This is a genomic window from Mucilaginibacter kameinonensis, from assembly GCF_003675385.1.
GTDB lineage: Bacteria > Bacteroidota > Bacteroidia > Sphingobacteriales > Sphingobacteriaceae > Mucilaginibacter > Mucilaginibacter kameinonensis.
The window spans coordinates 624,031-647,518 of the sequence record NZ_RCWZ01000004.1 but is presented as its reverse complement, the minus strand read 5'-3'; the positions used below and the strand labels follow the sequence as shown (position 1 = coordinate 647,518).

Sequence of the window (23,488 nt, the reverse complement as noted above, 5' to 3'; positions counted from 1 at the left end):
TGATAAAGGATGGATGATCCGGCGATTATGTAAATGGTATCATCCCTCTTTATTTAGGCAGCATGACAAATATGAAAAGCCTCTTTACTTTAATGCTTCTTTGAGTTGCCCTGCAGCCTGATGGATCATTGATCTTGTTGCAGGTATTTCTGCCAGTTGGTTAATGGCGCCCCAGTCGTGGATCATTCCATCATAGCGGGTACAAGTTGTCGGTACACCTGCTTCGTCAAGTTTCCGGGCATAAGCTTCGCCTTCGTCTCTTAGTACATCGTTTTCGGCTGTTTGAACCAATGCGGGGGGTAATCCGCGAAGTTGTTCTGTCGTTGCACGTAAAGGGGACGCGTATATATTATCCCGGTCATCCTGATTGGTTGTGTAACTGTCCCAGAACCAGATCATTGCTTTCTTCGTCAGGAAGCGTCCTGTTCCAAATTTTTTATAGGACTCATCATCGAAATTTGAATCGGTTACAGGCCACATCAGGATCTGAAGTTTAATTTCGGGACCATGGTTATCTTTAGCCATCAGCGCCACCACTGCGGTTATATTGCCTCCTGCGCTATTTCCTGCGACCGCCATTTTTTTACCGTCAACTCCGATTTGGTCGCCGTGTTCGGCTACCCAGGCCGTAGCGGCATAAGCCTGATTGATAGCCACAGGGAAATGCACTTCCGGGGAGCGGGAATAGTTTACAAAAACGGCTGCTGCACCGGACTCAACGACGAGGTCTCTCACGAGGCGTTCATGTGTCGGGAGATCTCCCAAGACCCAGCCGCCGCCATGAAAGAACATGAATACCGGTAGTTTGCCTTTGGAATCGGCAGGTTTTACAATATTGATTGTAATGTCCTGCCCACCGGCGTTAATTGTTTTTTCACTCACATTAATTCCGGAGAGGTCGACTTTGACCGAGGCCTGCGATCTGGCCTGACCAGCGCGGGCAGCAGCAGCAGTAATTTTTTCCAGTGAAGCACCGGCACTTCGGTTGACGGCTTTTAGGAACGGCCTGATATGGCTATCGATATGTGGATCCGTAGAGGGGTCGAGATCCTGGGCCTGAACATTCAGGTTATACGCAAAGGTAAGTACCCAAGTAAGGACGACGCTCTTTATTAATATGTACGTTTTCATAGTGTTGTATTTATTTTCTATTATTTTCTGTCCGTAAACTACTGTCTGAATTGAGCCTTGATTTATTGTCCTTATCTACACCGCCATTGTTGTTGATCCCGTAAAATCTATTCATTCGCTGTGCCAAAGTGAGAATTTGTTGAAAATCAGGCGTATGGATAGATGCATTGCAACTGGACAAAGCGTCATTCCGTTTATCCGCGGTTTAATAAACCAAATATGGCTTAGTTCGGTACCGATGGCGATAGCAAAAGGGATAACGTTTGAATCAGTTGACCTTTTCTAACGCGCTGATCTTATCTTCAACTTTCTTTGGTGCATTCAATTTCAAGGCATGTTGGTACGATTGGATAGCTTCCTGATATCTTTTCTGCTGAACGTAATAATCCCCGAGGCTCTCCCAGGCTCCATAACTTTGCGGATAATCCTGTGTGTTCAGTAGGTACAACCGGAGCGCTTTATCCGGGAGATAATAGTTCTGCATGGTGTTGGCAAAAAGGTTTACCAGGCTTTCGGGTGGAAGAACACGGTAACCTAATACCCGGGAAACTTTTTCAAAATGCCGGGAAATAACCTGTCCCGGGTCATCATGATTTTGCGGATCGAAAAATGTTTGTTCGACACTGCCTGGTAAGCGGTAAAAATCAAACAAAAACCGAAGGCCATCATATTCGGCAATCATGGGTATACTCATGTGTGTATCGTTTCGGTAGTACAGATATTTGAAACGAAGCCCATTCCCATGAATATTAAGTAAGGTATTTTTGAAACGGAATATGGACCGCATATGCAAATTCTTTCGCGCGGTATCTTTCATCATTTGTAAGGTGTCCATACCAGGCGACAGGTTGTTGGCAATGCCAAGATATAAGCTTATACCACTGAATTGGCCTTTTCGCAGAACGTCCAATGACTTTTTTAGAAAGATTTGATTGTCAAACCAAAGACTGGGATCAATTATAATATACCCATTAAACATGGACTGGTGGTGGACCAGGACATTGGTTGCTGCTAATCCGCCAAGAGAATGGCCAATCAATACCCGGTAAGGCGCGGTATGATAGGCTGAATCAATATGAGGAATTAATTCTTCAGACAAATAAGTCGTGAAATTTTCTCCTCCTCCGCTGTGATTAAATGGGGGGGGAGTATCATATAACCAGAAGGATGAACTGTAAGGAGTAAAATCCCGGGATCGATGGTTGTTCATTACACCAATCACTATTGCCTCTGGAAGAATAGAGTTCCCATTCCTCACACTGAGCTGTCGGATCATCGCGCTGACGGTCGCAAAATTTGCATCCCCATCCAGTACATAAATAACAGGAAATTTGGCTGAGGCAAACTTTGGATTATCATAGTTTAAGGGCAGGCTGACCCAATAAGTCTGGTCCTCATTTAAAATCTTTGAGTGCAGGCGTTCCTCTTTTCCAATTGTTATATTTCCATCTGAAATAGACTGCGCGCACACCTGGTTTACAAAAAAACACAAGAGAAATAAGGATTTGCAAAGGTAATGGCTCATGAGTTAAGAAAAATGCTATTTATCACGTATCTTAAAGCTCTTGTCTAAGACTATTCCTTAAGTCAATTGATTTGAAATCAGTGATTTGAAGTAATGTTCGTTTTGAAACCTGACGTTATTTAGTAAATCGATGAAATAGTCTGCGAATTATCGTCGGTATTTAATTGCCCCGGTTTAAAAACCAATCTGATGCTTCTTCCCTTTTATCGCTGGAAATGTCCAGCATTCCGCCAAGGTCTTCAGCCAGTCCCTTTACCAGTCAAGTCCGAAAGGGGTTTTGCTTTTAATGTACCCTATAATAGAGCCTTTGCCATTGTCCGAAATGATAAGTGTTAATTGTTCACCAGTCTCTTTTAAAGAGATCGAAACCGGGGGCTTCTTGTTAAAGTTTTACTTCTCATTGATTCTTGAAAACATAAACCCATTCTTCCTGTCAGCTTTCCGTTCTTTCAAATAAAAATCATCCGGAAACATCGGGTTGATGTTAACGGCAAAGCGCCGTGTTTTGGTTGAAAAACGGCATGTCGCTGATCGCCGGTTTTGCCTGTTTTGGGTAATAGATTGGCAATCAATCTAAAATATTTTTGGTCTGTAAATTGAAAACTGGTACTTAAAGATCCAAGCATTCCATGTTATTCATTTCACTTTTAAGTCATCGTTATTATGAAAAAAAGTCAATCGACGCTGATAAATCTGCAAAACAGAACAATCCGTTCCCGAAAATCAGATTGTGGTCACTGGCGGATCGTCATAAATGGGACAAAATTGTCTGCATGTAACAATTTGAAGAAAATGTTAGGCGCCGATAATCCGCGACGCAACGGGGATGAAATGGTCATGTTGCGGACCATCAGAAAAGACCATCTCATCCGGCTTATGCGTGATTATTGCTACGCGGTTTCCAATATTTCTGCTTTGGAAGCTATTATACAGGTAACGCTCACCAATGGTGAGGAAAAGTGGCTGAAAATTATTGGCATGCCTGTACAACGGCAATGGGGTAAAGTAGAGGAGATGGCGGGAACGGTCCAGGATATTTCTCAAAAAGTATGCGAAGAGAATTTTGGACTGTCCGTAATCAGCCACGAGTTACGGAACCCGCTTACTATTGCTGTTTTAAATACTCAATTGGCCATTAAAATGCTGGCAAAGGACGAAAATAATGCAGCTGTGAATTTTTTAAGGAACGCGGAAACGCACCTGAACGGCATGACCACACTGATGGAAGAATACCTTACTACGTCAGGAAAAAGTAGGCAGCAACAGCTTAATGCTTCCGTATTTGATTTGAACAAGTTAGTGGATGTGCTTTTGACAGAGATGGGGTTGATCCATCGTTACCACCGTTTTGTCAAAGTAAACCATAGTCCTTGCCTGGTCAAAGCTGATAAGTTCAAGATCATACAGGTTTTTATCAATTACATCACCAACGCCGTGACCCATTCGCCAATGGGAACACCAATTACCGTTGCCTTGGTAAATGGATCCCATCACGTTGAAGTATCTGTGATAGACCGGGGAAGCGGTATTCCGGATGGTTCTGAAGAATTGATTTTTGATAAATATTATAGCGGCGCGGCAAAAGAGAAAAGCCGTCATAATAAAGGCCTGGGATTATATCTGGTAAAAAATATAGTGGAACGCCACGGGGGGACGGTCAGAGCGATCAGGAACAAAAACTGTGGTTCGTCTTTTTTCTTTTCCCTGCCTGTGCTTACTGCTTGAAGAAGCGTAACAATTAAATCATTTACTACAAGCGTGTTCCGTTGATCAATCCATCCTGACCCTTTTCCAAATATGATATGTTGCTGAATTTCGCTGATAATCCGGGATGATTAACTAAATAACGTAAAATATAGAAAAGGTAAAAATTTCAATTACTTGAAAATCAACTAATTGATAATGGGAATGGTGTTGGCAAATAGACCATCAAATGGCGAACATCCCTGGTCTGGTGTGACCTCGCGAAGGCCGTTGGATTATCGCTCATCCTTAATTAACCGGAGATATGAAGGAAAAAATATTTTTAAATCGTTATCATCACCTTAAACGCTGGGTACCGGGATTATTTCGTCCTTGTACTTACGCAATACTTCTCAAAGGGGGGCTTTTATTTACCTCTTTACTGACTGCGTCCCTGCAGGTTTCGGCTCAGGATACTGCGTCTAATAAAATTACGAGCCTGCCGGATGTTTTCAAAATGGCTGTCGCCAACAGCGTACAACTGAAAATAGCTGCGCAAAATGCTGACCTGGCCCGTCAGGTCACTTCGGTGCGCGAATTAGATAAACTACCATCGGTTTCTACGAAAATTGATTACGGCTACATCAGTAACGCCGATATCTGGACCCCCAGTTTTTCCAAACACCTGGTTGCCCCTATTCCGCATCAGTATACTGACTTTTCTGTAATTGCAGGTGAAATTATTTTTAAAGGCAACCTCGTCAACAACAATCTTCGCCGATCAACCATTGAAGAACAGATCGCTCAGCTGAATGTCGATAAGAACACCACTGATATCAAATTCCTTGTCGCTGCACAATATCTGGACATTTACCGCTTAATCGACCAGCGCAAGGTTTTTTCAAGTAACCTGAAACTGGCGAGATACCGGTTGAAGAATATTCAGACCATGCAAAAACAGGGTATGGTTACCCAAAATGATGTACTGCGTACTACCTTGACCATATCCGACCTGCAATTAGCTATCCGCCAAATTGATGACAATATCGTTATTCAAAACAGGCACCTGAACATGGTTACCGGGCAACCGGATACCAATAGCCTGGCTCCGGACACCACCTTGCTGGAGAAAAAGATCGACCAGCAATCGATGTCTTATTTCATACAATCCGGCTATTCCGGCAATCATGATCTCAAAATTGCAGGTAGCCAAAAAAAGGTAGCGGAACTGAACGTGAAAATTGCAGGTAGTGACCGTTACCCTGAATTAAGCTTATTTACAGGCACCGACCTGCAGCGGCCATATACCTACAGCGACCCAAAAGAAGATGTTTTTTACAATGTCTGGGAGGCTGGTATTTCACTCAAATATAATATCTCTTCCATTTATCAGTCGCCCCGTAAAATTAAGGCTGCAAAAATCCAGCTGGAAGAAACTTCTTCAGCAGAAACCCTGACAAGACAGAAAATGGAGGTGGCCATATCAACAGCCTATATAAAGTATACGGAGGCACAGGAAGACCTCAGAACCTATGAACATGACCTGGGGGCGGCCGAAGAAAACTACCGTATTGTAGAAAAAAAATACTTTAATCAATTGGCATTGCTGACTGATATCCTTGATGCAGCTACAACTAAACTGGAAGCGGAATTAAAGGTTACCAATGCGAAGGTTAACACGATCTATACCTATTATCAACTATTACAATCCACCGGCAACATTAATTAATTTATCCTATGAGCGACATGAACCCAGGGATCACCGATCCCACTCCCAATAGAAAAAACATCATTGTCAATTGCCTGTTAGCCATTTGTGTTATCGGGGCTATTGGCTGGGGTATCAGTACTTATTTCGACCTTGGCCGCGAGGCTTATACGGATGATGCACAAGTACAGGAATATATTAACCCTGTGAATGTAAGAATTCCCGGGTACATCAAAAAGGTGAGGTTTGAAGAACACCAATTTGTAAAAAAGGGAGATACCCTGGTTACCATCGACGACAGAGAGTACCATATTGCATTGGAACAGGCGGAAGCATCATATTCAGCCGCAATTGCAGCTAAAAATGTTACCTCTTCCACCAGGACCACCACCGAAAGTAATATCGGAATTACGGAGGCTAATATTGCGGCATCTAAAGCCCGGCTCTGGAATGCCAGGCAAAACTATATACGTTATCAAAGCCTGCTCAAGGACAGCGCCGCTACCCAGCAGCAATTTGACCAGGTTAAAACGGAATACGATGCGCTTGCCGCACAAACGCTGGCATTGCAAAAGCAGCGTAACACCACCACGTTATCTACAAACGAGGTAGGGACACGTATCACCGTTAATGATGCCGATATAAAACGTGCTGAAGCTGCGGTTGATCTGGCACGATTAAACCTTTCTTATACGGTTATCACTGCTCCTTATGACGGTTATACAGGCCGTCGCAATGTCGAAGAGGGCCAACTGGTTCAGGCAGGACAGAACTTGCTGGCCTTCGTTCGGAATAATGACAAATGGGTCGTCGCTAATTTCCGGGAAACCCAGATCGGTAAAATACATATCGGCGATAACGTAAAAATAACCATCGACGGTTTCAACGATAAAATACTTGTTGGCAAAGTGACCGCAGTCTCCGAAGCTACAGGCGCAAGCTATTCTGCCATACCGGTTGACAATTCAACCGGAAACTTCGTGAAAGTCCAGCAACGTATACCCGTAAAGATCAGGCTGGCGGCCAATGAGAATAAAAAGGATGATATCGAATTACTGAAAGCCGGCATGAACGTGGAAGTTCGGCTTAACAAAAACTGAAAGCCATGGAATTGTATGATCTTTTCTATAAATGGGTACCGGCTTACGTCCGGTTGCCTGTTTTGTTTTTATTGTTTTTTTGTGTGTTATCCGCAAATGGGGTCTACCTTGGGAACGCCAACCTGATCGCTAATAACCTTGGCGTTTATGCAGAATCTTTTACGGAAGCATATAACGCCGTTTACATCGGCATGGGGTTAGGGTTGATCTTTCATTATCGGCTAAAGCTCCGGTTCAGCAGCAAGCAACTCGTATTATTTGGGTTCATTATGATGTTTTTGACGAACCTGATTTGTGCAACCACCAGTAATACTGTGGTATTCATAGCTGCATGTTTTATTCTTGGATTCTGTAAGATCTCGGCACTGGCTGACCTCTATGTGATTTGGATGCTGATATGGGCTAACAAAAAATTCGATGCCACGAAAATTTATCCGTTCGTGTATTTTACCGCGCTTTGCGGAATCAATTTCCTGATCTGGCTGACCGCCTATATCGCTACGCTTTATGACTGGCGGCATGCTTACATTGTAGTGCTGGTTCTGTTATTATTGAGCATTCTGTCAGTTATTTTATTGGTAGAGAACCATGAATTGAAAAACAAACTGCCCTTGAAGGGGATTGACTATCCCGGGTTAGTCCTGCTCGGGGCTTCTCTTTTGTGTTTAAACTATGCCGTAGTCAACGGGCACGTGGAAGACTGGCTGTCATCAAAAAATATCGCTGTTGCATTTATAGCTGCGGCAATTACTATGCTGCTGTTTATAAAACGACAATTATCGGTTAAAAGCCCCCTGTATGATTTCGGCCTGTTTCAACACGCTACATTCAGGAAAGGACTGATTTACTTCCTATTGTTAGGTGTTTTTCTGCCCGGTAGTTTTCAAACGGCATTTTCCGGAGGGGTATTAGGCTATGATGCCGCAACCAATTCAGCGGTAGCCCTTTATATGATCCCTGGGATTATAACAGGTTGTGCAGTCTGTTTTATCTGGTATTATTTTAAGCTGAATACAGATGTGCTGATCATGCTTGGGTTCCTTTCCTTTCTCGTTTACTACATGATGCTGTACAACAGTTTCTCCAATAGCTTCGCAATGGCCGGTTTCGCATTGCCATCCCTGTTTAAAGGGTTTGGAACGGCGATACTTTATATCGCAGCAGGTCTGTTTGCTGTACAGGGCTTTGATATCAAGGGACTGGTTATGGCTTCCGGCACAGTAATCATCATCAGGAATTTTTTTGGAAGTGGTATCATTACGGCCATATACACTCATCTATTGTACACCGAAAGAATAAGGCAAGTCAATGACCTGGCGTCCCATATGGACGTTAACAGTTTTTATGTTCATAGTTACGGGGCCGGGTTGATCAGGCGAGTCCAGGGCGAGGCAACGTTAAACGCCTCAAAAGAGTTATCCGGGTTTGTTGTAATTGCCGGTGTGATTTTGATGATCTGCCTGTTAATTAATTTCCTGCTGAAAAAAATAAAGGGCTCCGTGCCGGCTTAAGGTTAAGCCTGATAAGGTTATTTTAATTTATGTCAAAAAGGCAATGATAATATCCATCATTGCCTTTTTTATTGCTCAAGGGAGCTGTTTTTATTGTTTTTTAGCGGCCATAATCGCTAATTGTTGGTTGTCCCGTTCCTTCTGCAGGTCTTCATATAAAACCTGGCCATAAGCCCTGGTTTCCTGCTCAACCAGCTTATCGACGGTGGTTTTGTCGAAATGAGGGCTGCCAAGTACCTGCCACAATTGCTCCAGTCCTGGGCCGAAATGCTCCAGAAAATGGGAGAAACCTCCGGGGCCGCCGCCTAAAGTGAATGTTTTGAATGGTCCTGCAGCTGCCCACCTCAACCCGATCGAATTGGAAACGATATCGTCCAGGCTTTCCATTCTGACAACCTCTTCGCTTACCAGATAAACGCATTCCCTGAAGATTGCTGCCTGTAAACGGTTAGCTACAAACCCGGGAACTTCTTTATTGATCACAACCGGTTTTTTGCCAAGTGCGGCGTAGAATGATTTAGCATCGGAAATAGCCGCTTCGCTGGTTTGTTTACCCGGAACAATCTCCACCAGGGGAATCAGGTGAGGGGGATTAAAAGGATGCCCTACCAATACGCGGCTGGGGTCTTTCATTTTTTCTGCAAATACGGTTGCCGGAATACCCGAAGAAGAAGATAAAACCAATGCCCCTGACTTCAGGCCGGCTTCAATGTTTACATAAAGGTTCTGCTTAAACTGGATGTTCTCGGGCCCGTTTTCCTGAACATAATCGGCACCTTCCAAAGCTTTCGCCAGGTCTTTTTCGAAGGAGAGGCCCGATTCCAGATGATCAATCTGATAGCCCAGCGCCTGAAGAGAGGGCTTAAGTTCGTTAAGCCCTTTTAAGGTACTTTCCTCCAGGTCCGGACGGACATCATTAACGGTAACTTTCAGACCGTTGGCTAAGAACAGCCCGGCCCAGGAGATCCCGATAACGCCGGCACCGATAACGGTTACCTTGGCATCCTTAGGCACCATGCCCGATTTTTCATTTAGTGGATTTGTTGTAGTTGTCATATGTTAATCATTTAAATGTTGACATTGGTTTTCGTCAGGCATTTTCGCCCGAATTGACGGGATGCCATGTTTTATTTAAATGAAAATTTCAAGCCGTTTGACAACTGTCTGTAAATTAGATTTTTGTATTATTTGAGTGCTTGTTTCTTTACGAAATAAAATCAATCAGCGAGTGGCAGCAGCGATTTTTCTACAGATAGTAGGGTTTATTTCTACTTTCATTTTTTTCTTATTCGTTAAATATCAGGTACAAACAGCGTACATGAAATGGACTATTCGCCGGGAGTTTCAACGATTAACTAAATGTCGTAAGAAATCGAAGGGTTTAATCTTGTAATATTTTGTATTTCAGTTGGTTATAAAACGGTGTGCGGTTTGGCTTTTATGAATAATCATTAACCATAAAGTCTGAACACTATGAAACACGTATTCATCATTGGCGGAGGTTTTGCCGGAATCAACCTGGTCAAGCATCTTGCAAAAGATAAAAGCCTGGAGATCACACTCGTTGACAGGAATAATTATAATTTTTTTCCACCGTTGCTGTACCAGGTGACTACAGGATTTCTGGATTCTCCTAATATCAGTTATCCTTTCCGGAAACTGTTACGAAAGTATAAGAATGTGCATTTTCTGATGGGTGAACTCGAATTCGTCAATAGTGAAAAGAATGCAGTAACCATCGATGGAAAAGATTACAGTTACGATTACCTCGTTATAGCCACAGGTGTTAGCAACAACTACTTCGGAATGGAGCAGGTAAAGGCCAATGCTTTCCCGATGAAGACCCTTTCTGACGCCCTGACTTTAAAAAATCATTTGTTGAGGCAGGTTGAAAAAGCAGCATTAACAACTGACCGGCAGGAACGGGAAAAATTGCTGAACGTTGTGGTGGTGGGTGGCGGGCCAACCGGGGTAGAGATCTCCGGCATGCTCGCTGACATGAAAAGGGATATCCTGGCAAAGGACCATCCGGATTTGTACGATAAAGGTCATTTGCCCCACCTGTTCCTTGTTGATGGCCTTAATGTCGTGTTAAAACCAATGAGCGATAAGACCCATTTATACGCGCTTGACGCGCTGACGGCCATGGGTGTCGACGTGCACCTGGGGATGCAGGTTAAAGACTATGATGGGGAAACCGTATTTTTTGCCGACGGTCATCAAATTACAACAAAGACATTGATATGGGCCGCAGGTGTAACCGGAATAAAGTTTGCAGGCCTACCTCCGGAATCTTATGGCCGTGGCAACAGGATCATTTGTGATCAATATAACAAAGTCCAGGCAACAGAGAATATTTATGCGATTGGCGATGCTTGCGTACAAACACACGAAGCCGCTTACCCTGCCGGACATCCCCAAATGGCTCAGATTGCCATTCAGCAGGGGAAAAACCTTGCCAATAATATTATTGCGGCCAGGCGTCATGGTAGCCTGAGACCATTTGCCTATCAAGATAAAGGCAGTATGGCAATTATCGGCAGGAATAGGGCAGTAGTCGATCTGCCATCAAAAAAACATTTTCAAGGCCGTTTAGCATTTTTTTCCTGGCTTGCAGTCCACCTGTTGTCGCTTGCAACAGCCGCCAACCGTCTCACAACGTTTTACAGATGGGTGGTCGCTTACTTTACCAGAGACCAGGCATTAAGGATGATTATTGAGACGAGTAACAAAAAGGACTGATGAGATTGAGGACTATTATAATTTCTATACAATCGTTGCGTCCTGCCATAATCAAACGGTGATCCCAGGGTGTGCAAGACCGCCAAATGCCGCAATTTTCAGGAAAAACATTGATTGTACGGCCGATTTAACGGCCGTACAATCAATGTTTAGTTGGCCTCTTTCAGTTCATTCGTTAATATGGCCATCAGCTCATCCATGCCTTTAGGATCGTAACCCGCATCGGTATATATTACTTTGCCATCCTTTCCAATCACTACTATACGTGGAATATCAGCGCGGGCATAAATATCAAAAATCTTCCTGTTCTTATCCGGCAGCATCGGAAATGTGTAATGATTTTGCTCTTTGAATGGTATTGTCTTGTTCCAATCTTCCCCACGGGCAAAAGCAAAAAGCTCGAAATGCGGGTCATTCTTAAACTTATTATAAAGGTTCTGTATCAAAGGCAATTCGCGGCGGCAGGGTTCACACCAGGTCGCCCAGAAATCAAGCAGTACTATTTTTCCCTTATAATCGGACAAACTCGCTTTTTTATCCTTTGCCAAGAAGAATTTAAAATTGGGTGCCATATTTCCCACGAGTACCTTTTTTGTAGTATCGTCATCCTGAGCATGGCTTGGCTTAGGAAACAAAGCAAATAGTATTGAAAGAACGAACAGTTTCATAACTGCCGTTTTTCTGAAATTTAAAATCTGGTTCATATCGTTTATTTTAGTGTAAATGGTTCCTTAAAAAAATGCGCAGCCTGCACTCCTCTGCGCTAAAATTTATTAACTCTTGAATGCCTAAAGAACATTTTGTGCATATGTTAACTCACTGGATTATTTTGCGGCTGTAGCTTCGGGCAATAAAACCATCCTGATGTAGTTTTTTCCATCGAGGTATTTGTCGGCAAGCCGTTTAATATCCTGTGGCCCTACGCCATTCAGGAGCGTTTCATATTGTTGAACAAAACCAAAATCCTCGTCTGATTGCAACTGCCCATTCAGATATCCCAGCCAGAAATCATTGGTCTTAAGCTGGGGCGTGAAACTGTTCTTTTCTTCCGAACGCCATTTATCTATATTTACCTGAGGGGGGCCTTCCGTCTTCAATTTTTTAATCTCTTCCAGGGAAGAGTTGATCATTTTTTCGACATTCTCCGGCGCGCAGCCGAAGCGGACCAGCACGCTATACCTTGTCTGAGGAAGCTTACTTACGTTTACTTCGACTCCAGGGGTATATACTCCACTTTCTTCCTCCCGTAACCGTTCCAGTAGCCGTATTTCTAAAACCTCCTGTAAGGCTTTCATCGCTATGTTATCCGGGTGGTTGTAATTATATGGTGCAGTAAATACCAGGTAGACGGTAGCCTTGGAATCATTGCCTTGATAAACCGTTTTCGAAATGCGACCGGCAGGCGGGTGGATATTCAGATCTTTTGCAGTTTCGTGACTGTTGGTCGCTGGAAGTGAAGCGAGATATTTCTCCAGCAGAGGTTTAATGGTTTTCGGATCTACGCTCCCGACGAACGTAAAAGTAAAATTTGCTGCGTCTGCAAATCGCTCCTGATATACCTGGTACGCTTTGTCAAGATTTATCTGATTTAATTTCTGTATTGACGGACCGGTTCTTCTGGGATTATTGTTACTCATTAAAGTACTGATGGTATCATTGAACACACTACCGGGGTCGCTGAACCTATTCGCAAGCCTTGCTTTTGATCGCATCATAATTCCGTTGAATACGGCTGTATCTTTGCGGGGCTCAGTGAAATAAGCATAGATTAACTGCATGGCCGTCTCCAGGTCTTCATTGTTTGTACTGCCATTAATGCCTTCACTACGCTCATTGATATACGGAGATACACTGAGCTGTTTACCTGTCAGAAACCTCCTAAGTTCATCCATGTTATAATTCCCGATCCCACCTGCGGTGACCAGACCTGATGCGCTTGAAGCTGATTCATAAACCGAGTCATTGTACAAAGAAGTTCCTCCCGGAGCAAAACCACCGAAAATGATCTGGTCGTTTTTAAAATCGGTAGGCTTGAGCAAAATTTTCATACCATTGCTCAGTTTTAGCGTGGTAATACCAAATCGCTTGTCAAACTGCTCATTTATAATGCTGCCGGCGACCGGTTTTGAAACCAGCAGCGGCTTGGTCAGCACTTTATCCTGATAGGGTTTAATATCTTCTGTTTCTACCGATTTCAACCAACTTAGTATTTGAGCTTCGTCTGGTAACCGGTCTTTCTCTTTTTCTGGCGCGGTAATTAAAATATCCCTGTTAACTGACGTAATGTATTCGGCCACCAGTTTTTTGAAGTCTGTTAAGGTGATACCCGGTAAGTCCTTTTTTATCAGGCTGAACTCTATATCTATTCCCGGGGAGGCTTCTCCCTTTAAGAAGTAGGCCTGGTATTCCGCCGCGTAAGATTCGGAATTAATTTTATTTTTCTCCTTTACAGCACTGTTCATACCGTTCAGATAGGCAGCTTTGGCACGTTCAAGCTCTGATTGGGTAAACCCAAACCGTTTGATACGAATGACTTCCCGCCATACCGCTTTGAAACCTTTTTCGAGTTCTCCGGGTTTTGCATTTACCGTGGCACTAAAATCATCGATCCCGTTGATCAGCTCCGTAATCCTGGCATTACCCGAAATATATGGAGGATCAGCTTTTCTTGCTATCTCTGCATAGCGGCCGGCCAGCATCTGGTTAAAAAGGCTAACAATGATCCGCTGCCGGTAATCAGCAGCCGTTCTCAATTCAGGGGCCCTGTGCTTAATCAGCAGTTCTGCTTCCGTTGCCGTCATCTCTTTGTCTGTCACTGCGATAAACTGATTTTTACCCTCCAGGGGAATGGCATAATTAACCCGCGGTCGTTCGTGTACAGGATTTTTCAAATCTGAAAAGCGCTGTTTGATCATCAGCTCGATCTGGTTGACATCGACATCGCCTACAACGATCAGTGCCTGCAGATCCGGCCGGTACCAATCGTTGTAAAAACGGGCAATTACCGGGCGCGTGAAATTTTTTAAAACCGTATCCTGTCCAATAGGAAGCCGGTAGGCGTAACGGGATTGGTTGAGCAATACCGGGTAATAAGCGCGCTCCATCCGCTCACCGGCACCTTTGCCCAAACGCTCTTCTTCCAATACTACGCCCCGTTCTTTATCGATTTCTGTCGGATCCAGTAAAGCTTCATGTGCCCAGTCACGTAAAATCTGGATCCCGCCCTGCAATAACTCGGGTTGATCAGAGGGGATCGGCAATTGATAAACGGTTTCATCAAAGCTGGTATAAGCATTGATATCTGCACCGAAGCGAACACCGGCTTTTTGCAGATAATCGACAAGCTGGTTATGCGGAAAATGTTTCGTCCCATTGAAACTCATGTGCTCCATGAAATGCGCGAGTCCACGCTGGTCTTCATCCTCCAGAATGGCCCCTGCTTTATTCACCAGGAACATGGTTGCCCGGTTTTTGGGTTCTTCATTGTGCCGTATGAAATAGGTAAAGCCATTAGGTAATTTTCCGGTGCGTACTGACGGATCAAGCGGGAGGTCCTGCGCCCGTGAGGCAATCGTACTGCCCAGGAGTAAAATTGTTAAAATGATGCTATTTCTCATGTTGTTGGTATTATTTAAAAATATTGGCTAATGCTTTGTTCAGTTCGTCTCCACGCAAATTTTTGGCGATGATTTTTCCGGTGGGATCAACCAGGAAATTTTGAGGGATCCCATGAACGTCGTACATTTTTACCACATCAGGATCGGCTATTTGTCTCCAGGGCATGCCGTCTTTTTTAATGGCGGCCAGCCATTGTTTTCTTTCCTGTTTGGTGTCCAGTGAAATTCCCAGGACATTAAACCTTTGATTTTTATACCGGCGGTATGCCTTTAATAGATTCGGGTTTTCTGCACGGCAGGGGCGACACCATGATGCCCAGAAATCCAGCAGTACATATTTTCCGCGAAAATTTTTAAGCCCGATTGTTTTGGCATGAACATCTTTAGCGGTAAATGCAGGGGCGGTGGCACCAATTGCCGTCAACCGGGCCTTATCGATCGCAGCGCTATAGCTAATTCCGGATGGGCTAAGCCGTATTTCGGGTGATAGGTTTTTAAAAAGCGGCCCTGCAACAGTAACATCTATATCATCTCCGAACATCGCCTTCATGACCACAAGACTGATATATGAACCGGGATGCCGGATAATAAATTGTTTTTGCAGGTCACGTTTCCCATTAACCGATGCGGTCAATTTCGTCTGTAGGCTATCCATAAAGGTTTTATCATTCTTTTTGCCCGCAGGGGCCGTCGAAAACGCCATGTATACTCGATTGATCGCTTTAACAGCCTCAGCAACTGAATTGGTATAAAATTCGTATTCATCATTGCTTTTCGAACCGGTTATCGAAGCTGTTCTGACAGAATCTGTGACGGAAACATCAATATTTGCGCTTTCAAGGTAGAATTCCCGAAGATCTTCGCCCCGGCCCAGCTTATCCAGTCCAACACCATCGTGATCTAATACCAGCTGTGCCATAACCGGCTCGCTCAGTGTATCCGTTAATTGGAAATGATTGTTGTTCGCGGGGACCGAGTCGATTATTATTTTCTCACCTGACCTGTAAATCAGGTATGCTTTGGCCACCTTTGAATGAAGGTCGGCTTTGACATTTAAAACGAACTTGCTATTTTGTGCCCATGTCATTATCGGCAGGAAGCACAATGCAAGAAAAATCCTTAATTGCATATATTTTAATTTTGATATGATTGACGATTAATTGATTGGGGATAGGGCAGGATTTTTCAAGGCGGTTGCATTACCAATACTTCAGGATGATTTTATCGACCATGCTTTTGATCAACTTTTATCCCTCAATAGTGATTTAGTGCCCCGAATGGGCCGGGGCAGTACATGCTTCGCCGAATCGCGTGCCTTATAAATTTTCCTTAATGATACCCCGGATTTTGGATCAGCTGATTGTCCAGTTGTATTTGTGCCTGTGGTAACGGATATAGCGCGGCGTCTGTGGTCCATCCTGATTTCTCCGCTGCCAGTACGGTGCCGGCTGTCCCGGTACGCTTGAGGTCAAACCAACGATTGCCCCATTCGCAAAATAGTTCCAGCTGACGTTCATGCATGACAATATTCAATGCTGCGGTCTGCGAGGCGGCGGAAGCAGGCGCGAGACCGGCCCTGTCCCTGATCACGTTTACGTCGGCCATCGCCTGGGAAATATTTCCCAGATGCGCGGCTGCCTCAGCCCTGATCAGGTAAATTTCACCTAATCTCAGCACCATATAATCTTCCGTGTTTGGCGCATCAGAGGTCACATTTTTATATTTATAGGGATAATATAGCGTTTGACCATTGATCGAAGTGGAACCAATCCAATTAACCTGTCTTTGGTCACCGGGTTCGAACGCGCTGAGTAAGTTTGAAGTTATCAGGTATTTGGGTGCATCCCCACTGTCCTGAGGGACAAAATTTTTCCCATCCGAAGTGGCGTAATAGCCTTGATTTGCGGGTATTTGCCAAATGGCCTCCGCACTTCCTTCCAGAAAAACGTTATTAAGGTCTAGTTCAAGATTATACGATCCTGATTTTATAACAGAGTCCGCTTCATTATATGCTTTTTGCCAGTTACCAAGGTATAAATTCACCTTGGAAAGTAACGCTGTAGCTGAATAGATATTAGGCCTCGCCCTGCCGTTTGATGGATTCGCGGTTTTTAGTTTTTTCTGCGCATCACCTAGGTCGGAAATGATTTGGTTATAAATTGCTGAAACCGCAGATCTCGGCAAATGAGAGGTTGCCTTGTAATCCGTGGTTATCACCAGCGGAAGTCCGCCAAATTCATTCACCATATTAAAATAATATAGTGACCGGACAACTTCCATCTCTCCTGTAACCTGCTGTTTAAAGGAGTCCGACAGGTTACCGTTATTGGCAACTCCGTTCAATACGGAATTAACGAGGAATATAGCCTGGTAGGGGTTGCTCCACAAGGTTCCGATCTGGCTGTTTAAAGAGGTAAGGGTATAACTGTAGAACTGTTGTCTGTCATCATTAATCGTAGATGAAATTTCGTCAGAGGACAATCCTGTACAAATAGTCAGGTTGCCATCGCTATAGCCGAATCCGGTGCCAGGGATATATGCGTAAACACCGGCAACTGCGGTCATGGTAGAGGTACTATCCGAGAACTCAACCTGCTGGGTGATCGCAGATGGTGGGTTAGGGGGGATCTCAATTAATTTTTTGCAAGAAGCCATTGTGCCCGACAAAAGCAATAAGAACAAGGCTATTTTATGTTGATTGAAGAGCTTATTTTTCATAATTCTTAGAACTTAAGGTTTAAACCAAATGCAAGGACACGCTGAATAGGGTAGGATGCATAAGAACTGAATTGCTCCGGGTCGCCAACTTTATAATTGGTAAAAGTCAGAACGTTCTGAGCGTTGGCATAGATACTCCCCCCCTTGATATGCACTTTTTTGAGCAATGCATCCGGTAAGGTATAGGAAAGCGAGATGTTTTTAATACGCAGGTAAGTATCATTTGCGTGAACACCGCTTGATTGTGCGAAGTCCTGTGCCGAAGTTACGTATGCCGAATTGTAGCTGCTGGACAATCGCTGCAATTGTTTGATATCGCCTGGCGCTTTCCAATAATTATTGAGAATGGCTTGCGGCTCGTTCATTAACATTGTTCCGGGTGGATAGCCGTATAAGGTAGCAAGATAAGTCGGAGCATCCTGGCTTGAAAACTGGCAAAAGATAAAGAGATTGAATTGTTTATACCGGAAGTTGTTACCGATTCCGCCCGAATAATTTACTTCACGGTTCGCTATGGGTACCTGGTCGCCCCCGGTTGAGGCCTGTCCAGAGGTTGGATTGGATGTCACGCCACCGTCTTTAGTATAAAATTCAAATAAGCCTGTTTGAGGGTTCACATCCTTGTAACGATAGCCGTAAATAATCGATGTAGGCTGCCCCACTGCATAGGTATAAGCGTAGGATGAAGATTCGAGGTTTGGAAAGGAGAGTAGTTTATTCCGGTTGAAGGAAAAATTTAGATTCGTTGACCACGTGAAATTTTTAGACTGGATATTGGTCGAGGAAAGAGAGAATTCATATCCTTTGTTCTGGATCACCGCGTCTAAATTTTCTAATACCGAAGACATGCCGGATTGTATGGGTAACGGATAATCAACTAATTGGTTACCCTCCCGATTCCTGTAATAAGTTGCATTCAGGAGCAATCGATTGTTGAACATCCCGAAGTCTAATGCGATGTTAAGGGACTTTTTCAATGCCCAGCTGTAGTCAGGATTATATAGGTTTAAAGGCACGCTCGGCTGAATGCCCTGAAATGCCGGGTAACCAGTCAGGCTTCTGTATAAAGTTTGGAACTGGTAGGCCGCCACTCCGTCCGACCCGGAAGTACCATAATTACCGGATAGCTTGCCGTAACTGAGAAACGGAAATTTGTTTTTAAGGAAATTCTCCTCCGTAAAAATCCAGCCGGCACCGATTGATCCGAAATTACCGAACTGAAGGCCGGGGCCGAAGTTACTTGAACCGTCGCGTCTGCCGGTCAGTTCGATAATAAATTCGTTGTTATAAATATCTTTGATCCTAGCAAAACCTGCGTTGTAGCGATAAATATTATAAGTATCATTGTTATAAATCGTAGGTGCACCATTAATGGAGCCGAGCAGGTGATCGTTGGCGTATCCGTCTCCTTCCTGTTGGGTGGCGGTGTTGGTGTTTTTCTTATAGGTAGCACCAACAAGGGCTGAAAAATTATGCTTTCCGACGGTCTTATTGTAGTTCAGTTGTGGTTCGATATTCAGGGTCTGAAAGGTATTGTCACCAAACTTTGCAGTTGCGTAAGCATAAGCGGGGTTTTGAGCAGACGCAGGATTAACCTGGTGTTCCGTCGTGTTGTTCCGGTTATAACCCAAGTTGACGCTGAAATTCAGGCCGCTGAGTATTTTATAGGAAATACTCAGGTTGGCGTTGTAATTATAGTTTTGGAGGTTGGTTGTCTGCTGTAACGAGCTGTAAAACTGATAACTGCTCAGGTCAACACCTTTGTAGTTCCACAATAACCGGCCATTTGGCCCGAGCAGGTCAGGTAGGTTAGGTGCCAACAGGATATCCTGTGCTCCCCCATACCCGGCGGAGTTATTTTGATCATACCCGTAGTCATTAGTCAGATCAATGGTAAAACGTTTATCATCGGAAATATGATGAAGATTGCTATGTATGGTAAACCGCTGATCTGCAAAATTACCCGGATAGTTATAATCGGATCTGCCGTATCCTCCGGAAATGATGAACGTATTACTTGGAGATCCACCTGACAGACTTCCGTGTACATCGGTCATATTGGTGTTGCGGCCTAAAATTACCTTCTTCCAGTCGGTGAATTTGTTCTGATCGAAGATCGTCAGGTCAGGTGCATAGCCATCGTAATCATTTGGGTCATTGCTGGGGGTGATGCCATCAGATGCGTAAGCATCTTTCCGCAATTGTAAATATTGCTGGGTATTCAGCAATTGGACTGGTCGTGCATAAGAATTGAATCCTGTCTTTACATTAAGATCAAACGCGGTGGGCCCTACTTTCCCTTTTTTTGTTGTGATCAGGATTACTCCGTTTGATCCCTGGGTTCCGTAGATGGAAGTTGCATCGGCATCTTTCAGAATACTGATACTTTCTATATCCGAAGGATCAATATTATTAAAAGGACTAAATCCTCCGCTTTGACTAATGCCCCCCTGAAACGATTGGGCAGTTGCCAGCGAGCTGAACTGACTCACATTGTTATTTTGAGAGGCAAAGGGAACGCCATCTATAATAAATAATGGCTGGTCGTATGGCCGCGCACCATTTGCACTTAGCGTCAGGGTGTTTTGCCCCCTGATCTGGACCAGGACCTGAGACCCGGGTACACCGCTTGTTGCCGTTACGTTAAGCCCGGCGACCTGTCCCTGTAAAGCTAACAAAGGATTGGTAACCGGCTGCCGTTCAATGTCGATGCTGGAGACTGTAGCAACCGACCCCACACTGAAACGTTTGGTAGCAGAACCGTAAGCAATAACCTGGACCTGGTCTAACTGGGATAAGCCCTGATGTAAAAAAAGTCGCATGGTAAATGTCTTTCCTTCACAATCAATTGGGTACTCCTCGCGCTGATAACCTACGTGCGTAATAACCAGCGTGTATTCCCCCTGTGGAATATCGTTAAAATGAAAGTCCCCTTTGCCATCTGTCTGGGTTCCGAATCCGGTTCCTTTCAGCATAATGTTCGCACCGACTACCGGATTGTTCAAACTGTCGGTTATGGTTCCTGAAAAACTTGTAGGGATATGATTAGCAGATGGGTTCTTTCCGGTTGGAGATACGGATGTTTTCCTGATAACTATGGTTTTATTTTCAATAGTATAAGTTAAATCGTTGTTTTGAAAACAGGCATTCAACGCATCTTTAATCGTTGCGACTTTAATTTGAACAGTGACTTTTTTGTCTTTCAGGTCATTGTGGTCATAGAAAAAAACATAACCGGTTTGCTTTTTGATATCATTCAGCACATCTTCAATGGGAGCGTTTTTAACATTAAGTGTCACCCTCTGTGCTAAACTTGATGCGCTTGCATGAACCATAGCAATTACCAGGACAATAGCAGATAATTTAATTCTCATGAGGATAGCATTAATCTTTACCGGATATCTGAGGGGACTTCTATTAGGAGCGATCGGAATTCGTTCCGATTGCGGCAAAGCATGGTGCTGTGCCTTAAATAAAGCAGTAAAATTCATTACCTTTGTTTGGTTTGAGTTTAAAATTAGGTCAATTTGTCAAGATTGTTTTATCCGCCCAGGCGGAAAGGTTTGCTCAAACTATCGCCGGGCTGTGCTTCGACTCACTGCCCGGTTTTTTTTTAGCTACCCTGATCATGTGGGTTAAGTATTTCTTTTTTGCATAGCATTAGTTTTAGTTGTTCATATAGAATTAATTAAATCGATTTCTTCGGTGTTATGATGTCACAATAATTTTCTTTCCCTCAATCCGGAAATGAACGCTCGTATAGCTTAATAACTTCAGTACCTGTTCCAATGTCAGGTTTTGCTCAAGTTCTCCGTTAAAACTTCTTGAAGGGATGTTGCCCTCGTATTGTATGTCCACATCATACCAACGGGCAATCTGACGCATTACAGAGGGAATATCAGCGTCATGAAAGTTAAAATAACCATCCTTCCATGCCGTCACAGTTTGAACATCCGCTTTAACGATAGCCAAATCGTTCGCACTGCCTTTAGCGGATTCGCCGGGATTCAGATAAAGTGTCTGGCCGGACCGGGATACCTTTACCCGGCCTTCCAATAAAGTTGTCTTTAATACGGGTTCATTATCGTAGGCATTGATGTTGAAATGTGTTCCTATGTCTTCAATGACCTCATTCTTTACCATTACCTTAAACGGTTTGTTTTTATCGTGTACAACTTCAAAATAAGCTTCACCGGTAACCATTACCTCTCTGGTTCTGCCATTAAAGTCAGTTGGAAAACGAATCGACGAAAGTGCGTTTAGCCAAACTTTTGTACCATCTGGCAATACCAAAGGAAAGGGGGACTTTTCCCCTTTGGCGGTGCTTAGGATATTAAAGCCCGGAGCGGATGTTTTATTTCCGCTTTGATAATAGATGTTGTTGTTTTTTACAGTTACAATGGCGTTAGCCGACTGCATTAAGTTTCCGATAAGCTTACGGGTCAGTTTGATTTTTTGACCATTCGATAAGGTCAAAGTAGCCTCATTACGACCGGGATGGATGTCATGCTGGAGATGACTTGCCACTCTATCCGGAGCCTGGTCCCTGAAATAAAAGTAGCTGCCCAGCGACATACATATGATGATAGATGCCGCCGCCGCAAGCCTTGACCATAACTGCTTTGTTACTTGATGGCCAGCATTCAATTGTGCCCAAACCTCTTTCCCGGCACCCGAAATTTCTTCCTGATCGGGTACCGGCCTTTCATCTGGCAGTAACAAAAACCAGGACTCAACGATAGCGCGTTCTTCGTCGCTGGCGTTACCGGCATTGTATTTTTCAAATAATTCGTTTGCGTTATGCTTTGCCATTACTGATCAGTGCCCATTGGGCTTATAATGACATAACGATTTGCTGAAGGGCAGGGGGTAAAATTAATTTTAAATTATTTTAAAAATACCTTAACAATCATAACAGCATATCCGAATAGTCCGAGTCTCAGCCTTAAAATCCGTAAAGCATGCTTTACGTGTGATCTGACGGTTTGTTCGCTGATATCCAGCATTTCTGCTATTTCCTTGTGGCTGAGGTGCTCCCGTCTGCTCAACAGGAATATCTGTCGCATCTTGGCCGGGAGCGAGTCAATCGCCTCCTCGATGAGTTTTGATAATTGTTTTTCCCTGATTCTGTGGTCGGTAGTAAAATATCCCTTGTCAATGTAAGATTGTAAGGATTGTATATATCGCTGCTCGATGTTATTTCTTCCAATACGATCAATGATGCGGTTTCTGACAGCAGTATAAAGATATGAGGGCAAGGTACCCGATAAATTAAGGGTTTGACGTTTTTCCCATAAAATGCTGAATAACTCCTGAAGGATATCCTTTGCAGCATCTTCTTCCTTCAGCTTACGACTGGCAAAAATGAATAATAATCCAAAATAACGATTGTAAATTTCCGCGAATGCTTCCCTGTCACCCTTTCTCAGCAGGGTGACCAGTTCATCATCAGAAAAAACATTCAGACCAGGCATGTTAACTTTCTCAAAACGAATTTACTAAATCAATTGCGTTTAGGCAACATTTCAGGCCGGCAATTGGATTTACAAAGGATATTGACATTTTAAAAAAAGCGATGGTTGAACATAATTCGCTGAAGCCAAAGACGATTAACTATATATCGTCGAAGAATAAAATAGACTATTCTGTAATGTGTTGCACATCAATTGTTTTAAAAGAGGCATTGAATTCGCTTACGATAAGCGTTAATTAAATCTCAACATTCGATCAGGGTTTATACGATGGTCTGTAAA

At 43.7% G+C, this 23,488-nt stretch carries 15 protein-coding genes; 5 read left to right on the top strand and 10 right to left on the bottom strand.

The window, feature by feature from the left end; translation table 11 throughout:
* Window positions 1–84: 84 nt before the first annotated feature.
* Together EAH55_RS20860 and EAH55_RS20855 are read right to left on the bottom strand one after the other, a co-directional pair.
* The gene (locus EAH55_RS20860; RefSeq protein ID WP_121811377.1) at window positions 85–1,131 is read right to left on the bottom strand and encodes an alpha/beta hydrolase; all 1,047 of its coding nucleotides are present in this window, start codon (window positions 1,129–1,131) and stop codon (window positions 85–87) included.
* A 268-nt stretch (window positions 1,132–1,399) separates the two neighbouring features.
* The gene (locus EAH55_RS20855) at window positions 1,400–2,656 is read right to left on the bottom strand and encodes an alpha/beta hydrolase-fold protein (RefSeq protein WP_121811376.1); all 1,257 of its coding nucleotides are present in this window, start codon (window positions 2,654–2,656) and stop codon (window positions 1,400–1,402) included.
* 792 nt (window positions 2,657–3,448) lie between these two features.
* Between EAH55_RS20855 and EAH55_RS20850 the strand changes: the two genes are divergently transcribed.
* The 4 genes from EAH55_RS20850 (at window position 3,449) to EAH55_RS20835 (ending at window position 8,658) form a co-directional block, all read left to right on the top strand.
* Window positions 3,449–4,381, top strand: coding sequence for a sensor histidine kinase (locus EAH55_RS20850; RefSeq protein WP_162996992.1), 933 nt, complete (start codon window positions 3,449–3,451; stop codon window positions 4,379–4,381).
* A 283-nt stretch (window positions 4,382–4,664) separates the two neighbouring features.
* Window positions 4,665–6,068: a TolC family protein gene (locus EAH55_RS20845; protein WP_121811374.1), complete on the top strand. Its 1,404-nt coding sequence runs from the start codon at window positions 4,665–4,667 to the stop codon at window positions 6,066–6,068.
* Window positions 6,069–6,076: 8 nt separating this feature from the next.
* On the top strand, window positions 6,077–7,147 hold the full coding sequence (locus EAH55_RS20840; protein WP_208644898.1) for an HlyD family secretion protein: 1,071 nt from the start codon (window positions 6,077–6,079) through the stop codon (window positions 7,145–7,147).
* Window positions 7,148–7,152: 5 nt separating this feature from the next.
* Window positions 7,153–8,658 carry an MFS transporter gene (locus EAH55_RS20835; RefSeq protein WP_121811373.1) on the top strand — a complete coding sequence of 502 codons (1,506 nt, stop codon included), beginning with the start codon at window positions 7,153–7,155 and terminating at the stop codon, window positions 8,656–8,658.
* Between the two features lie 90 nt (window positions 8,659–8,748).
* On the opposite strand, the gene EAH55_RS20830 is transcribed toward EAH55_RS20835, so the two are convergent.
* A complete protein-coding gene (locus EAH55_RS20830; RefSeq protein ID WP_121811372.1) occupies window positions 8,749–9,714 on the bottom strand; it encodes a 3-hydroxyacyl-CoA dehydrogenase NAD-binding domain-containing protein in 966 nt (321 codons plus the stop codon).
* 417 nt (window positions 9,715–10,131) lie between these two features.
* On the opposite strand from EAH55_RS20830, the gene EAH55_RS20825 reads away from it, so the two are divergent.
* Window positions 10,132–11,400, top strand: coding sequence for an NAD(P)/FAD-dependent oxidoreductase (locus EAH55_RS20825; protein WP_121811371.1), 1,269 nt, complete (start codon window positions 10,132–10,134; stop codon window positions 11,398–11,400).
* A gap of 149 nt (window positions 11,401–11,549) precedes the next feature.
* Here the strand turns inward: EAH55_RS20825 and EAH55_RS20820 are convergent, their stop codons facing one another.
* The 7 genes from EAH55_RS20820 to EAH55_RS20790 form a co-directional block, all read right to left on the bottom strand.
* Window positions 11,550–12,104, bottom strand: a complete 555-nt coding sequence (locus EAH55_RS20820) for a TlpA family protein disulfide reductase (protein WP_121811370.1) — start codon at window positions 12,102–12,104, stop codon at window positions 11,550–11,552.
* Window positions 12,105–12,224: 120 nt separating this feature from the next.
* Window positions 12,225–15,017 carry a M16 family metallopeptidase gene (locus tag EAH55_RS20815; RefSeq protein WP_121811369.1) on the bottom strand — a complete coding sequence of 931 codons (2,793 nt, stop codon included), beginning with the start codon at window positions 15,015–15,017 and terminating at the stop codon, window positions 12,225–12,227.
* Window positions 15,018–15,027: 10 nt separating this feature from the next.
* Window positions 15,028–16,146: a TlpA disulfide reductase family protein gene (locus tag EAH55_RS20810; protein ID WP_121811368.1), complete on the bottom strand. Its 1,119-nt coding sequence runs from the start codon at window positions 16,144–16,146 to the stop codon at window positions 15,028–15,030.
* 200 nt (window positions 16,147–16,346) lie between these two features.
* Complete coding sequence (locus tag EAH55_RS20805) at window positions 16,347–17,672, bottom strand: RagB/SusD family nutrient uptake outer membrane protein (RefSeq protein WP_244228281.1); 1,326 nt, start codon at window positions 17,670–17,672, stop codon at window positions 16,347–16,349.
* A 68-nt stretch (window positions 17,673–17,740) separates the two neighbouring features.
* A complete protein-coding gene (locus tag EAH55_RS20800) occupies window positions 17,741–21,109 on the bottom strand; it encodes a SusC/RagA family TonB-linked outer membrane protein (protein WP_244228279.1) in 3,369 nt (1,122 codons plus the stop codon).
* Window positions 21,110–21,443: 334 nt separating this feature from the next.
* Window positions 21,444–22,547 carry a FecR family protein gene (locus tag EAH55_RS20795; protein WP_121811365.1) on the bottom strand — a complete coding sequence of 368 codons (1,104 nt, stop codon included), beginning with the start codon at window positions 22,545–22,547 and terminating at the stop codon, window positions 21,444–21,446.
* Between the two features lie 74 nt (window positions 22,548–22,621).
* The gene (locus EAH55_RS20790; RefSeq protein WP_121811364.1) at window positions 22,622–23,209 is read right to left on the bottom strand and encodes an RNA polymerase sigma factor; all 588 of its coding nucleotides are present in this window, start codon (window positions 23,207–23,209) and stop codon (window positions 22,622–22,624) included.
* Window positions 23,210–23,488 lie beyond the last annotated feature (279 nt).